This is a genomic window from Corallococcus carmarthensis (genome assembly GCF_003611695.1).
In the GTDB taxonomy this organism is placed as follows: Bacteria; Myxococcota; Myxococcia; order Myxococcales; family Myxococcaceae; genus Corallococcus; species Corallococcus carmarthensis.
Map to the genome: position 1 here is coordinate 1 of NZ_RAWE01000127.1, position 15,077 is coordinate 15,077.

Annotated in this window: 10 protein-coding genes, 5 tRNA genes and 1 other RNA gene; 14 read left to right on the forward strand and 2 right to left on the reverse strand. The window is 70.0% G+C overall.

The window, feature by feature from the left end; translation table 11 throughout:
* From D7X32_RS27945 to ffs, 9 genes are all read left to right on the forward strand, one after another.
* A partial coding sequence (locus D7X32_RS27945) for a tetratricopeptide repeat protein (RefSeq protein ID WP_120605623.1) occupies positions 1–3,369 on the forward strand: 3,369 nt, incomplete at its 5' end.
* A gap of 89 nt (positions 3,370–3,458) precedes the next feature.
* Positions 3,459–4,739: a serine--tRNA ligase gene (gene serS, locus D7X32_RS27950; protein WP_120605624.1), complete on the forward strand. Its 1,281-nt coding sequence runs from the start codon at positions 3,459–3,461 to the stop codon at positions 4,737–4,739.
* Between the two features lie 124 nt (positions 4,740–4,863).
* Positions 4,864–4,950: transfer RNA gene (locus tag D7X32_RS27955), tRNA-Ser, on the forward strand.
* A 42-nt stretch (positions 4,951–4,992) separates the two neighbouring features.
* Positions 4,993–5,082 (forward strand) — tRNA-Ser (locus D7X32_RS27960).
* Between the two features lie 29 nt (positions 5,083–5,111).
* Positions 5,112–5,188: transfer RNA gene (locus D7X32_RS27965), tRNA-Arg, on the forward strand.
* Positions 5,189–5,211: 23 nt separating this feature from the next.
* Positions 5,212–5,679 carry a tRNA adenosine(34) deaminase TadA gene (gene tadA, locus D7X32_RS27970; RefSeq protein ID WP_120560274.1) on the forward strand — a complete coding sequence of 156 codons (468 nt, stop codon included), beginning with the start codon at positions 5,212–5,214 and terminating at the stop codon, positions 5,677–5,679.
* Positions 5,680–5,686: 7 nt separating this feature from the next.
* Positions 5,687–5,773: transfer RNA gene (locus D7X32_RS27975), tRNA-Ser, on the forward strand.
* 13 nt (positions 5,774–5,786) lie between these two features.
* A tRNA-Ser gene (locus D7X32_RS27980) sits at positions 5,787–5,873 on the forward strand.
* A 28-nt stretch (positions 5,874–5,901) separates the two neighbouring features.
* Positions 5,902–5,994, forward strand: an RNA gene (gene ffs, locus D7X32_RS27985) — signal recognition particle sRNA small type.
* An 85-nt stretch (positions 5,995–6,079) separates the two neighbouring features.
* Here the strand turns inward: ffs and D7X32_RS27990 are convergent.
* Complete coding sequence (locus D7X32_RS27990; RefSeq protein ID WP_120605625.1) at positions 6,080–7,549, reverse strand: glycosyltransferase family 39 protein; 1,470 nt, start codon at positions 7,547–7,549, stop codon at positions 6,080–6,082.
* 108 nt (positions 7,550–7,657) lie between these two features.
* On the opposite strand from D7X32_RS27990, the gene D7X32_RS27995 reads away from it, so the two are divergent.
* The 5 genes from D7X32_RS27995 to recR all read left to right on the forward strand — a co-directional run bounded on the left by D7X32_RS27995 (position 7,658) and on the right by recR (position 13,157).
* The gene (locus D7X32_RS27995; protein WP_120605626.1) at positions 7,658–9,196 is read left to right on the forward strand and encodes a phytoene desaturase family protein; all 1,539 of its coding nucleotides are present in this window, start codon (positions 7,658–7,660) and stop codon (positions 9,194–9,196) included.
* Between the two features lie 77 nt (positions 9,197–9,273).
* Positions 9,274–10,485 (forward strand): DNA polymerase III subunit gamma/tau, encoded by a 1,212-nt coding sequence (gene dnaX, locus D7X32_RS28000; RefSeq protein ID WP_120605627.1) that lies wholly within the window; start codon positions 9,274–9,276, stop codon positions 10,483–10,485.
* Positions 10,486–10,573: 88 nt separating this feature from the next.
* Entirely contained in the window at positions 10,574–12,142 is a 1,569-nt protein-coding gene (locus D7X32_RS47000; RefSeq protein WP_244239218.1) for a DNA polymerase III subunit gamma/tau, read from the forward strand.
* 97 nt (positions 12,143–12,239) lie between these two features.
* Entirely contained in the window at positions 12,240–12,557 is a 318-nt protein-coding gene (locus D7X32_RS28010) for a YbaB/EbfC family nucleoid-associated protein (RefSeq protein WP_120605628.1), read from the forward strand.
* A 6-nt stretch (positions 12,558–12,563) separates the two neighbouring features.
* Positions 12,564–13,157, forward strand: a complete 594-nt coding sequence (gene recR, locus D7X32_RS28015; protein ID WP_120527892.1) for a recombination mediator RecR — start codon at positions 12,564–12,566, stop codon at positions 13,155–13,157.
* Between the two features lie 53 nt (positions 13,158–13,210).
* Here the strand turns inward: recR and D7X32_RS28020 are convergent, their stop codons facing one another.
* Positions 13,211–15,076, reverse strand: coding sequence for a protein kinase domain-containing protein (locus D7X32_RS28020; protein ID WP_120605629.1), 1,866 nt, complete (start codon positions 15,074–15,076; stop codon positions 13,211–13,213).
* Between the last annotated feature and the right edge of the window lies 1 nt (position 15,077).

Sequence of the window (15,077 nt, forward strand, 5' to 3'; positions counted from 1 at the left end):
TATAAGAGACAGGTCGCGGACCCGTTCGCGCTGCCCCCACCGCCCGCCGCGCCGTCCTACGACCTGGGCGGGCTGCCCTCCGCGAGCGAGGACCCGTTCGCCCTGCCGCCCTCGCCCGGCCTGGACTACTCCGACCTGCCCTCGCCCGCCTCGCCCCAGGCGATGGACTTCTCGGACCTGCCCTCGCCCGCCGCGCCCGCGGTGTCGTTCGACTTCGCGGAGCCGCCCGCGCCCGCGTACGGCCAGTCCCCCGTGCCCATGGATGATCCGTTCGCGGTGGACTTCACGTCGCCGCCCCCGGCCGCGCCGCCCGCTCCGGACTTCCAGCTGGACTTCGGCGACTCCGCTCCGGCCGCGCCGCCGGCGCCCTCGCGCATCAACCCCGCGACGGACTTCGGCGACGTGGACTTCGGAGACCCCTCTCCCGTACCCGCCTCCGCCGCCACGGGCCTGCCGGACGCGCTGGAGTTCGACCCCACCGCCGCGCCCGTGGATGACCTGGAAGCGGACCTCTCCGCGCCGCTGCCGCCCCCGCCCGCCGCGGGCCCCGCGGACGGCCTGGAGATGCTCAGCTTCATTGACGACAGCGCCGGCAAGGAGGCCGGCAGCCGCGCGCCGGTGAAGCGCTTCCACGTGCGCCGCCGCTCCGGGAAGATGTTCGGCCCGTTCGAAGAGGGCGTCATCGTCAAGATGCTCGAGGACGGCCAGCTCCTGGGCAACGAGGACGTGTCGCCGGACTCGGAGTCGTGGTCCGCCATCGGCACGGTGCCCACCTTCGCCGCCGCCATCCAGCGGCTGATGGAGGGCCCGTCCAAGGCCGTGCCGCTCGCGGCCACCCCGGGTGCGCCGGCCTCGGACGCGCCGGCCGGCACGGATCCCGCCAACCCCCAGGCCAGCATGGAGCGGCTGCGCCAGCTCTACGAAGGCCGCATGGCCGCGGTGTCCGTCGTGGACCGCAGCGCGGCCGAGGCCAAGTGGAAGAAGCGCCTGCCGGCCATCATCGCCGCGGGCGTGTTGGTGCTCGTGCTGGGCACCGGCGCCAGCTTCGAGGCCAGCCGCTACGGCGCCTTCGGCCGCAACAAGTTCTTCCCGGCCCACGTGTCCGCCGGCTCTCCGGAGGCGAAGCTCGTCGAGGAGGCGCGCAAGGGACTCCTGGCGGACACCTACGCCAGCTACAAGGAAGCGCGCGCCAAGAGCGCCCAGGTGCTGGGCACGAAGGAGTACCCGGAGGTCCGCGCCCTCTGGTGCCAGTCCGTCGCATACCTGCAGCGCCTCTACGCGGCCGGCGACCGGGCCGAGCTCACCGCGTGCGGCAATCACATGGAGGCCATCGAGCTGCTGGGTGAGAAGAACGTGGAGGTCATCAAGACCGCCGCCGCCCTCGCGCTCAGCCAGCGCAAGGCCGCGGAGGTGCAGGCCCGCCTGCAGGACGCCGCCACCCGCGAGGACAACCAGGGCGACCTGGAGCTCTCCTTCCTCCTGGCGGAGTCCTACGCGCAGCAGAAGGACATCGGCAACGCGGTCGCCACGCTGACCAAGGTGCTGGAGAAGGACCCCAAGTCCGCCAAGGCCCACCACGCGCTGGGCAACCTGTACCAGGCGCAGGGCAAGGCCGACGAGGCCGCCAAGGCCTACGCGGACGCGCTCGCCGCGGATCCGCAGCACGCCGCCTCCGCGGTGGAGCTGGCCGCGGTGGAGCTGCTGGTGCGCAAGTCCAACATCGAGCAGGGCGCCCAGGCCGTGGAGAGCGCCCTGAAGCTCCAGGACGCGCTGGGGCCCGCCGAGCGCGCCCGCGCCCGCGGCCTCAAGGGCGTGGCCCTCTTCCAGCTGTTCAAGCCCAAGGAAGCGGAAGCCGAGCTGAAGGAGGCCTACAAGGACAACCCGGACTCCACCTTCATCAAGGCCCAGCTCGCCCAGGTGCTGCGCTCGCAGCGCGACTACGACGGCGCGCTGCCGCTCTACACCTCGCTCGCGCAGGAGGACAACGACAACCTGGAGTTCGTGGACGGTCACATCACCGCGCTGGTGATGACGGGCAAGATGCAGGACGCGCTCACCGCCGTGGAGGCCGCCAGCAAGAGCTTCCCCAACGAGGCGCGCATCGCGTACCTCTACGGCCGCATCGAGGACGCGCTCGACAAGCCCTCGGAGGCGGAGGGCCACTTCAAGCGCGCCAACGCCGCCGACTCGAAGCTGGTGGACGCGGGCCTGTACCTGGGCCGCCTGTACCTGCGGCAGCACCGCAACGCGGACGCGCGCGCCCTCCTGGAGACCGCCGCGCAGCAGGCGCCGGAGCACGCGGGCGTGCACGCGGGCCTGGGTGAGCTGGCGCTCGCGGAGAACAACAGCCTGCTCGCGCAGCAGGAGTTCGACCGCGCCATCCAGTTGGACCCCAACCTGGCGGACGCCCACCTGGGCCTGTCCCGCGTCGCCCTGCTCAATGGCGACCCGGCCCGCGCGGAGACGGAGGCCAACCGCGCCCTGGAACTGGATCCGCACCTGCTGAAGGACGGCCGGCTGCAGCGCGGACTCGTGCTCTGGCGGCTGCACCGGCTGGACGAGGCCGCCGCGGAGCTGGAGAAGGCCAAGGCGGAGGACCCCCGCTCCACCACCACGCCCATCACCCTGGGCGCGGTGCTCCTGGAGAAGGGCGACCTGGCCGGCGCGGAGAGCAACCTGGGCCTCGCGCTGCGCAACGAGCCGTCCAACCACGAGGCGCTCTACTACCTGGGCCTCGTGCGCGCGAAGCGCTCGGAGTACACCCAGGCGCTCGACAGCATGAAGACCGCCGTGGACCGCGCGCCCAAGCGCCCGGACTACCACTACGCCTACGGTGTCATCCTGCGCGACGCGAAGCGGCTGCCGGACGCCATCGAGCAGTGGAAGGCCGCCGTGGAGCTGGACCCCAACTACGCGGACGCGCACGAGGCCCTGGGCCACGCCTACCTGGAGCGCGCCGACTTCGACGGCGCCATCGCCTCCTTCGAGGCCGCGCTCAAGGCGGATCCGCAGCGCACGCGGGTGATGGGCGCCATGGGCGACGTGCTCTTCAACGCCGCGCGCTGGGACGACGCCGTCCGCCGCTACCAGGCGGCGCTCAAGGCGGATCCGAAGCTCACGTACGTCTATTACAAAGTCGCTCGCGCCTACACGGAGCAGGCCCAGCACGCGAAGGCGATCGACTGGTACAAGAAGGCCACCACCGCCGAGCCAGGCAACCCCCAGTCCTTCTACTACCTGGGCTTCGCCTACAAGGAGCGCAACAAGCGCAAGGACGCCATCACGGCCTTCAAGGAGTACCTGGAGAAGAAGCCGGACGCGGCGGACAAGAAGGACATCGAGGACGAAATCTACGACCTCGAACACTGACCCCACCCCTCCGGGCGTCCGGCCTTGAGCACCCGGCGCGTGGTGAGCCTTGCCGGCCCACGCCCGGGATGACTACAAGGCGAGCCCCTATGCTGGACCTCCGGAACGTTGCGCAGAACTTCGATGCGGTCGTCGCCCGACTGAAGACGCGGGGCGGCAGCCTGGACCTCGGCCCCTTCCAGGCGCTCTTCCTGGAGCGCCGCGACCTCTACGTCTCCATGGAAGCGCTGGCCGCGCGCCGCAACGCCGCCAACGAGGAGATGAAGCGCAAGGCCAAGGAGGACCCGTCCGCCATGGAGAAGCTGCGCGGCGACCTGCGCGGCGTCTCCCAGGAGATCAAGGAGAAGGAGTCCCGCCTCAAGGAAGTGGAGGAGGAGCTCAACCGCATCCTGCTGGTCATCCCCAACGTGCCCCACGACTCCGTCCCCGTGGGCACGAGCGCGGATGAGAACGTCCAGGTGAAGACCTGGGGTGAGAAGCCGAACCTGCTCTTCACGCCGAAGCAGCACTTCGAGCTGGGCGAGTCGCTGGGCATGCTCGACTTCGAGCGCGCCGCGAAGGTGTCCGGCAGCCGCTTCACCTTCTACAAGGGCGCCCTCGCCAGGCTGGAGCGCGCGCTCGTCACGTTCATGATCGACGTGCACACGTCCAAGGGCTACACGGAGCTGCTCCCGCCCTACCTCGTGCTGCGCGAGACGATGATGGGCACCGGACAGCTGCCCAAGTTCGAGGACGACGCCTTCAAGACGTCCGGCGACCCCGAGCGCTTCCTCATCCCCACCGCGGAAGTCCCCGTGACGAACTACCACGCGGACGAAATCCTGGAGGGCGAGCAGCTCCCCATCCGCTACTGCGCCTTCAGCCCGTGCTTCCGCGCGGAGGCAGGCGCCGCGGGACGCGACACGCGCGGCCTCATCCGCCAGCACCAGTTCCACAAGGTGGAGCTCGTGAAGTTCGCCCCTCCGGACAAGAGCCTGGAGGAGCTGGAGGCCATGACGGACGACGCGTGCGACATCCTCCGCCGGCTGGGCCTGCACCACCGCGTGATGTTGCTGTGCACCGGCGACATGGGCTTCGGCGCGCGCAAGACCTACGACATCGAGGTCTGGCTGCCGGGCCAGGGCGCGTACCGGGAGATTTCGTCCTGCTCGGACTGCGGCGACTTCCAGGCCCGCCGCGCGAAGATCCGCTTCCGCCCCCAGAAGGGGGACAAGCCCCAGATGGTGCACACCCTCAACGGCAGCGGGCTGGCCGTGGGGCGCACGAGCATCGCCATCCTGGAGAACTACCAGCGGGAGGACGGAAGCGTCGCCATCCCGGAGGCGTTGGTGCCGTACATGGGGGGCCTGAAGGAATTGCGTCCCCTGTAGTCAGAAAGAATGGGGCCTGGACGTGAAAAGGCCCCAACATCTCTCTTGCCACGGAGAGAAAATGCGGTAGAAGGGCGGCCCCACGGGCGCGGTTGGCCCGCCGGGAACCGACGGCACCTGCTGTGGAGGCGTGGCCGAGCGGTTGAAGGCAGCGGTCTTGAAAACCGCAGAAGGTGAAAGCCTTCCGTAGGTTCGAATCCTACCGCCTCCGATTTTGAGCTTGAGTTTCACGGTTCTTTGACAGAGAAGAGTTGGAGAGATGGCCGAGAGGCTGAAGGCACAGGTTTGCTAAACCTGCATACTCGAAAGGGTATCGAGGGTTCGAATCCCTCTCTCTCCGCCACTTGATGTAAAGCAGCAGCCGGAAGAAATGCTCCCTTAGCTCAGCTGGATAGAGCGTCGGACTACGAATCCGAAGGCCGGAGGTTCGAATCCTCCAGGGAGCGCCACTTCTTCTTCAGGCGCGCACATCATGAGTGATGACATCGCTTTCATGCAGCAGGCTCTTGAGCTCGCGCGGGAAGCAGCTTCACTCGGCGAAGTTCCGGTGGGTGCGGTGGCGGTGCTGGACGGAAACGTCGTGGGCACGGGCTACAACCGCCGCGAATGCGACCGGAACCCCTTCGCCCACGCTGAAATGATCGCCCTCGCAGCCGCTGCGAAAGCACGCGATGCGTGGCGACTCTCCGGGGTGACCCTCTACGTGACGCTGGAACCGTGTGCCATGTGCGCCGGTGCGCTGGTTCAGTCTCGTGTCACCCGACTCGTCTTTGGTACAATGGATCCGAAAGCGGGCGCCGTCGGCTCGCTGTACAACCTGGTGGAAGAGCCCCGGCACAACCACCGGCTTCAAGTGACAAGTGGTATCCTGGCGGAGGACAGTCGCCAGCTTCTCAAGACGTTCTTCGAGCGCTTGCGCGCGAAGCGACGCGAAAACTGAATATTCTGGAGAGCTGGCCGAGTGGTCGAAGGCACCTGACTCGAAATCAGGCGTACCGGTAACGGTACCGTAGGTTCGAATCCTACGCTCTCCGCTCCATCGTGATTGGAGAGGTGGCCGAGCGGTTGAAGGCACACGCCTGGAACGCGTGCATATCTGAAAGGGTATCGTGGGTTCGAATCCCACCCTCTCCGTTGTTATTTTCGCTGTAGCAGCACGGATTTTGTGGTCGGGACAACGTGGGGGCGCGAACCCCGCCAGGTCCGGAAGGAAGCAACGGTAGCGTACTTCCGCGTGTGTCCCGGCCGTTCTGTCTCACCTGAAGCGCCGACATCCCTCCGGGGATGCCGGCGCTTCGGCTTTGCGGGCTTGCCCTCCCCTGCCTGGCCGCGGCCTCGCTTCAGTCGCGGGCGAGGATGGTTTCGCGCCCCACCTGGCGGACGACGCGGAAGCCCGCGGCCTGGAGCTCCGGCAGGGCCCTGCCTTCGAAGGTGACGGCGCGGTTGAAGGCTCGGTCGCGGATGGAGGCCTGGAAGGCTCCGTCCTGGGGCCAGTCGCAGGTGCGCCAGGGGATGTTCCGGCCGATGTAGAAGAAGCCTCCGGAGCCCCACAGCCCCTCGTTGACGATGAGCAGCCCCGTCGCGTCCCCCCGCGTTGCCTGGACGATGGCGCGGAACTGGTCCGCGCGGAGGTCGTTGGACGGGAAGCCCCGGCCATGCAGGAAGCCCAGGGCCAACGCGAGCACTGCCCCCGCGCCCCGCGGGCCCGGACGGGGGAGCGCGGTGATGGACGCAGCCAGCTGGGAGGCGGCCGCGAGCATCGCCACCACGAGCGCCGGGTACAGGAAGCGCTCCTCCTTGTGCGGCGTGGTCAGGAGGACGGCGGTGTAGACGGCCGCGCAGGTGAGCGGCAGGGACAGCGCGCGCCAGCGCAGCAGGGGCTTGAGCGACAGCGGCACGGCGGCCCAGGCCCAGAGGGGCACGGCCTGGAGCAGCGGCTCCCAATAGAAGTCCGGGGGTGACGCGCCGAACGCGGCGGCCGCCTTCCCGGAGAGGACGTTGTAGTCCACATAGGCCCGGAACGAGTGGAAGGGCGTGCCCCAGGTGCCCCAGTCGAGCAGGCCCAGGCCCGCCGCCACCGCCGCGCCGCCCACGCAGGTGAAGGCGAGAAGGCGCCACCGCCGGGCGACCAACAACCACACGAGCGCGGCCACCACGAAGAGGGCGGACGGATAGCGCGTCACCACGGCGAGCCCCAGGGCCATCCCGCCTACCAACCCTGCCCGGCGCACCCGTGCGTCGGGGCCGGAGTCCGGCCGGTCCAGGGCCTCCATGGCTACGAGGAGGAAGGACGCGGAGAAGGACTCCGACAGGGTGCGTCCGGCGAAGAGGAGCACTGGCGCGCTCAGCCCCACGAGCAGCACGGCGAGCGCCGCACCCCACGGGCCCGCCCGGCGTTCGGCGAACCGGTAGACGGCCCACAGGCTCCAGGCGTGGAGGGCGAACTGGGGCAGCGCCACCACGCCGCGGTAGACGCGCGGGTCGGTGATGCCGAACCCGTGCGCCACCTTGAGGAAGGCCGCCAGCACGCCGGGGATGGCCCAGTTGCGCAGGCCCTCGCGCCACTCCCAGGCCAGCACGCCGTAGCCGTGCACGCGCCAGTAGGCGGGCTCCAGCGCCTGGAACACCTCGTCCGGGTGGATGCGCCCCAGCTCGCGCACCGCGAGGACGCATGGCACCAGCGCCAACGCGAGGAGCCCCAGCGCGCGGAGGCTTCCGGTCAGCCCGGTCCGGACGGCGGGCACCGGCGGCTCCACCGGGGCCTCGGGGATGATGGGGGCTGCGGGCGCGTCGGGGATGGGGGCGTTCACGTGGCGGACGCGACTCTTTCTGGCCCTGGCGTCCAGCGCAAGACGCACGGTGTTTGTCGAGGAGGCCGCGGCTCGGGTAGGACAGCCTTTTCCCCAAGGAGGAAGACCATGCCAGACGTCATCGTGGTGGGCGCGGGCCACAACGGACTTGTCACGGCGGCGATGCTCGCGCGCCGGGGCCTGTCGGTCACCGTGCTGGAGGAGAAGGACCAGGTGGGCGGCGCGTGCAAGACGGAGTACCCGTTCCGCACCGCCCCGAAGCTGGGTGTCTCCACGGGCGCGTACCTCCTGGGGCTGATGCCGCCGGAGCTGCTCCAGGAGCTCCAGTTGGAGCTGCCCCTCAAGCGCCGCGACCCGCACTACTTCCTGCCCACGATGGACAAGCGCTACCTGCTCTTCGGTTCGGACGAGCGGGAGCTGGAGCGGCAGTTCCGCGAGTTCTTCTCCGAGGCGGACTGGAACGCCCACGTCGCGATGAACACGGAGCTGGGGGCGCTGCGCGAGGACCTGGCGCCCGCGTGGCTCCTGCCGCCCCTGTCGCTGGAGGAGACGGCGGAGCGCTACGTGCGTCCTGCCCTGCGCCAGCACTTCATCCGGCTGTGTCGCGGCACGGCGCGCGAGTACCTGGAGCGCTTCGGCTACAAGTCCGACTTCGTGAAGGCGATGTACGCCGTCACCGACGCGTTCTCCGGCCTGGACGGCGGCTATGACACGCCGGGCACGGGCATGAACCTGCTGGTGCACAACCTCTGCCGGCTGCCGGGCAGCGGCGGCACGTGGATGATCGTCGAAGGCGGCATGGGCACCGTCACCCAGCGCATCGCGGCGATCGCGCGCAAGCACGGCGCCCAACTGCGCACGAACGCGAAGGTGGCGTCGGTGCGCGTGGACGGCGGCGTGGTGAAGGGCGTGGTGCTGGAGGGCGGCGAGGAGCTGTCCGCGAAGGTCGTGGTCTCCAACGCGGACCCCTTCCGCACGCTGAAGCTGGTGGACACGGCCGCGCTGCCAGAGGCCTACCGCCGCAAGGTGGACGGACTGGCCGCGCCAGGTACCACGCTGAAGGTGAACCTGTGCCTCAAGTCCCTGCCCACCTTCACCTGCCTGCCGGAGGACCGGGGCCAGTTCGGGCCCACCATCCACCTGCTGCCCCAGGAGGACGATGTGCTGGGGGCGCTGGCGCACGGCTACAAAGAGGCGAAGGCGGGACGGCTGGCGGAGTTCCCTTCCATCGAGTGGTACGTGCACACCACGGTGGACCCGACCCTGAAGGACGCGGAAGGGCACCACAACTCCGCCCTCTTCGTGGAGTGGGTGCCGGAGAAGCTGGAGGGCACCACGTGGGAGAAGGAGGAGGCGCGGTACGTGAAGCACCTCTTGTCCATCTGCGACCGCTTCGCGCCCGGCACCAGCGACCTGGTGCAGGAGTACTTCGCGCTCACGCCGCCGAAGATTGAGTCCCACTTCGGCATCACCCGCGGCCACATCCACCATGTGGACAACAAGCTCGGGTTCACCGACCGGCTGCCCTATGAGACGCCGGTGCAGGGGCTCTACTTCTGCAGCGCGGGCTGCCACCCGGCGGGCAGTGTCATCGGCGCGGCGGGCCACAACGCGGCCAACGTGGTGCTACAGGCGCTCGGACGCTGAGACGGAGTGCGTCTCACGGCGGGCGGAATGGACGTTCCATGGATCATTCGGCCCGCCGTGTTTAGATGACTGTCCCCATGAGCTACCTCGTCCTCGCCCGCAAATGGCGCCCGCAGAAGTTCGATGACATGACCGGCCAGGAGCACGTGGTCCGGACCATCGGGAACGCCATCAAGATGGACCGGGTCGCGCACGCGTACCTGTTCTGCGGTCCTCGAGGGGTGGGCAAGACGACGGCCGCCCGCCTGCTCGCCAAGGCGCTCAACTGCGAGCAGGGGCCCACGGCGACCCCGTGCGGCACCTGCCGGGCGTGCACCGAAATCACCGCCGGCACCAGCGTGGACGTGGCGGAGATCGACGGTGCGTCCAACAACGGCGTGGAGAACGTGCGCGAGATTCGCGAGAACGCGAAGTACCTGCCGCAGCGCGACCGCCACAAGATCTACATCATCGACGAAGTCCACATGCTCTCCGGGGCGGCGTTCAACGCGCTCCTGAAGACGCTGGAGGAGCCGCCCGGTCACGTGAAGTTCATCTTCGCGACGACGGAGGCGCACAAGCTCCCGGACACCATCCTGTCGCGCTGCCAGCGCCACAACTTCCGGCGCATCTCCGCGGCGCGGATGCTCCAGCGGCTGAAGGAGATCTGCCAGGCGGAAGGCGCGGGCATCTCCGAGCAGTCGCTGTCGCTGGTGGTGCGCCAGTCCGAAGGCGGCATGCGCGACGCGCTGAGCCTGTTGGATCAGATCCTGGCGTCGTGCGGCCCCAACCCCACGGACGAGGCCGTCGCGGAGGCGATGGGCGCCATCGACCGCACGGTGGTGCAGGACTTCGCGGAGGCGCTGGTCCGCAAGGACGCGAAGCGCGTGCTGGGCCGGGTGGACGAGGTGTTCAACCGGGGCCTGGACCTGAAGCGGCTGGCGGAGGAGCTGGCGCTGCAGCTGCGGCACCTCTTCGTGACGAAGTCGCTGGGTGAGGCGCCCGCGGAGCTGGCGGAGTCCGAGCAGAAGGCGCTGTTGGCGCTCGCGAAGGAGGCGGACACGGCGCAGCTGTCGCGGCTGTTCGACATCGTGCACGGCTCCATCTGGGACGTGTCGCGAGCGGCGCAGCCCCGGCTGGCGCTGGAGATGGCGTTGCTCAAGGCCATCCAGCTGTCCCCGGCGGGTTCGATTCCCGACCTGCTGGCCCGCGTGGAGCGGCTGTCGGCGGGGCTTGGCGCGGAAGGCGCCGCGAAGAGCACTTCCGGAGCGTCGGGAGGTCGCTCCGGTCCCGCGAACTTTCGCGTCTGAGGTCCAGGCCGAAGTCCGCGCGCCAGCGCCGGTAGCGCCAGCTCCGCGCCCTGTCGAAGCTCCGGGTGCGTCCGCGCAAACGGGCGCCATGCCGCGTCCGTTTGATGCGCAGGGTCCGTCCGCGCACGCAGGGGCCACGACACGCGCCCCGGATGCGCGAGATGCGTCCGCGCACGCGGAGGCCACTTCGCGTGCGCTTGATACGCAGGGGCCGTCCGCGCACGTGGGGGCGACGTCGCGTCCGTTCGACGTCCAGGCTGCCTCCGTGCCCGCAGGCGCCACGCAGCGCATGACGGATGCCCAGGGTCCGTCCGCTCACGCGGGCGCCACCGTCCGGCCCTTCGACGCGGGTGGCGCGTCAGCGCATCCAGCCCCCAGCGGGCACTCACGTGAGGCCCAGACTCCCGCGGCCTACGCAAGTGCGAGTCCTCGTCCCTTTGGCGCGCAGGACGCATCCGCGCGCGCGGGGCCCGCGCCACAGTCCTTCGAGGCTCGCGGCGCCACCCCGGCGCACGACGCCGCAGCGCCCGCGGTCGTCGCGCGTGCACCGGAGCCCTCCTCCTTCGCTCGCGCGGAGCCGTCCCAGGCCGCTGCGTCCGCCGTGGCCACACGGACTCCTCCCGCCGCGCTGATGGAGGGCCTGTCGCCCTCCGCCGCCCGTCCCCTCTCCTTCCTTCGCAATGGCGGCAATACGGGTGGCCCCGGTCCAACACCCGCCGCCGTGCCTCCCGCGCCGGTGGTGATGGACGACCTGTCGCCCTCCGCCGCGCGTCCGCTGTCGTTCCTCCGCAATGGCGGCGGCGCGGCCCCCGCGATGGAGGCCCCTCCGGCTCCGGGCGTCGTCATGGACGACCTGCCCCCGTCCGCGGCGCGGCCTCTCTCCTTCCTCCGCAACGGCGGCGCGCAGCCCCCGGCTCCCGTCCCCGAGCCCACGCCCGCGGCTCGCGCCCCCGAACCCGGGCCCACCGTGCGCATCACCAACATGCGCAAGCCCGAGCCCGTGGCTCCGCCGCCCGGCGACGAGGCCGTGGACGAGCGCATGTTCCCGGAAGAGGGCTCCGCCGAAGGCTGTGCCTCCGGCGAGTGCATCCCCGTCGCGGAGCCCGCTCCCGCCGAACCGGAGCCGCCTGAACCCGAACCGCCGCCCGCGATGGCGCCCGTCGCCACCAGCCGCGACAACCCCAACCGCTCGCTGCCCGAGCGCTGGCGCGCCGCCGTGGAGAGCGTGAAGTCCGCGTCCGTGCGCCACGGCACGGCGCTGGCCAACGGCCGCCTCCAGTCCATGAAGGCGGGCGAAATCATCCTGGGCTTCCCGCCCTCCGCCGCCTTCCACAAGGCCGCCGTGGTGTCGCCCGGGGGCAAGGCCACCGTGGACGCGGCGCTGGCCTCGCACTTCGGCAAGGCCGTGAAGCTCACCATCACGGACGTGCCCCAGAGCCAGGACGCCCTCCCGGGCGGCATGGGGCAGAGCCTCTCCGAACAGGACACCCAGAGTCGCGCCACCCACGAGAAGAGCACCGAGGGAAAGGTGCGCTCCCACGCGTCCGTGCGGGCCATCCTCAAGATGCTGGGCGGCGAAATCGAGCACATCCAGGTCTACGAGCCCGAGCGGCCACCGGCCAGCCTCCCGGACGTCCCCGCCGCTCCTGAGGACTGACAACGCCGCCGCGCCCCGCTAGGGTGCGCGGCAACGTCCCTGCTCCGAGCGGTGCCATGATGGCTCGCGCTCCCAAGACCGGGGACCGAGGAAGCACATGCCCGGCATCGACCTGAACTACTTCATCCGGCAGGCGAACAAGCTCACCGAGAAGATCGAGGAGCGGAAGAAGCAGCTGGCGGAAGAGACCGTCGAGGCGAAGTCCGGCGAGGGCCTCGTGACGGTCGTCGCCAACTGCGTGCAGGAGATCCGCAGCATCAAGATCGACAAGAAGGCCATCGACCCCAACGACCCCGGGATGCTCGAGGACCTCGTCACCGCCGCCGTGAATGCTGCCCTGGCGAACAGCCGTCAGCACATGAACGCCGAGCTGGCGAAGATCTCCGGCGGCGTGAAGATCCCCGGCATTAACTAAAGACGGATGACGCCCGATCCGCTGAATCGCCTGGTCGCCCAGCTCGCGAAGCTGCCGGGCATTGGTGAGAAGACCGCCCAGCGCCTCGCGTTCCACATCCTGCGGGCGCCGGGCGAGTTCGCCGTCGACCTCTCGCAGGCCATCCGCGAGGTGAAGGAGAAGGTGCACCTGTGCGTGCGCTGTTTCTCCCTCACCGACTCGGAGCTGTGCGGCTTCTGTCGCGACAACCGCCGCGACGAGCGCGCCCTGTGCGTCGTGGAGACCTACTCCGACTTGATGGCGCTGGAGCGCACCCGCGAGTTCAAGGGCCGCTACCACGTGCTGCACGGCGTGCTGTCCCCGCTGGAAGGCGTGGGCCCGGAGCAGCTGCGCATCAAGGAACTGCTGGAGCGCCTCAACGACAGCCGGGTGGAGGAGATCATCCTCGCCACCAACCCGGACATCGAGGGCGAGGCCACCGCGCTCTACCTCACGCGCCTGCTCAAGCCACTGGGCCTGCGCGTCACCCGCATCGCGCAGGGCCTGCCCATGGGCGGCGACCTGGAGTTCGCGGATCAGGCCACGCTCGCCAAGGCGCTGTCCGCCCGCCGCGACCTGTGACGACCGTGCCCCGTCCCGCGCGTTGAACGCAGGACGGCGCGCGCCTCACCCGGCTACTGCGTCACCTTCCACGAGAACGGCATCAGCACGGTGACTTCCTGGTCGCGGTGCGCCGGGAAGCGCAGGCTCTGGGCCTGCGTCTCCAGGCAACGGCCCACGTCCGTGGATGCCAGCGGCCCACGCGTCCCCGCGCGCACCTTGCCGGAGGACACGATGGTGAGCTCCACCTGCACCTCGCCCGAGGCCGACGGCAGGTTGGACTTGTAGCGCTCGAAACAGCCCGTGATCTTCGAGCGGCCGTTGGACACCACGCGCTGGATGTCGTCGATGCCCAGCGACACGCGCCCCTTCACCGCCGGCTTCGTCGCCGTCTTGTGGGTGGGCGCGTCTTCGGTCCCCTCATCCACGTGGGGCGAATCCGTCACGGATGCCGCCACCGTGTCACCGCCCGGCACGGAGCCAGGTGAAGTGCTTTCAGGCCCCTGGGCCTGTGTTCCCACGGGCGCCGGAACGTTCTGCCCCTGCGTGTCTGGTTTCGCGACCACTGGAGCCGGCACGGCCGCGACGGCCGGCTGCGTCTGGGCCGGAGGCGTGACGTTCGCCGCGGTGCCACCGGGCCGCGCGATGACGAATGCCGCGCCCGCGACCACCAGCCCCAGGCCGCCCACCACCCCCATGAGCCAGCGCCGGGACGCGGGCTTCGCCACGGGCGCGCTCGGAACGATTTCCGGCGCGGGAAGCGGGGCTTGCGCCTGAACGGGGGCCGTCTTGTTCTGCGAGGTCAGCGCCCTCATGCCCGTGGCGCTCGGACGGGACACCTGCTGCCCGTACGTGTTCGTGCCTGGAGCCGCGACGGGCGGCGCGATGGCCGCGAACTCGGGGTCCGTGGGGCGCGCGGCGGTGAGCGTGGCCAGCGTGGGGATGCGCGTCTTCTCCGTGACGCGCTCCTCGCCGAAGTGGTGGCGCAGGAACGTTCCCAGCGCCGGAGCGCCCGCGGCCCCTCCCTGGAGCCCCGCGGCGAAGGCCTCCAGTTCGTCCGCGAACTCGTCCGCGGTCGCGTACCGGTCCTCCGGCTTGAAGGCCATGGCCTTGAGGATGATGGCCTCCAGGCCCGGCGGCAGGTCCGCCCGGAGCGCGCACGGCTTCTCGAACTCGCCCTGCAAGAGCGCGTTGAGCACCGCCAGGTCGTTCTCGCGGGAGAAGGGCCGCACGTGCGTGACGGCCTCATAGAGGCTGACCCCCAGCGAGAACACGTCCGCGCGGTGGTCGACCTCCTTCCCCTGCGCCTGCTCCGGCGCCATGTAGATGTACTTGCCCTTCACCACGCCCGTGCGCGTCTGCACGAGGCGCGACTCGGCCTTGGCGATGCCGAAGTCCAGCACCTTCACCTGGCCCTGGTACGTCACGTACAGGTTGGAGGGCGACACGTCCCGGTGCACCACGTGCATCGGCTGGCCCTGCTCGTTGGTGAAGGTGTGCGCGAAGTGCAGGCCCCGCGCCGCGTCGATGAGCACCCGCACCACCACCGGCAGCGGCACGTACTGGCGCCGCCGGCCCGCGAGCCGGAGCGTCGTGGAGAAGTCCTCGCCCGCGAGGTACTCCATGCAGATGTAGTAGCAGCCGTCCGTGAAGCCCAGCTCGTGGATCTGCACGATGTGCGGATGCGACAGCTTCGCCGCGAGCCGCGCCTCGTCGCGGAACATCTCCACGAAGTCGGGGATGGCCGACAGCGTCGGCAGCATCCGCTTGAGCACCACGTTGCGCTCGAAGCCGTCCGCGCCCAGCAGCTTGGCGAGGAAGATCTCCGCCATGCCTCCCTCGGCCAGCTTGCGCACGAGGACGTACTGTCCGTAGGGCTGGAGGATGGACGCGGTCGAGGCGCCGGCGGGATCCGGAATGGGAATGTTGGACGGTGCCATC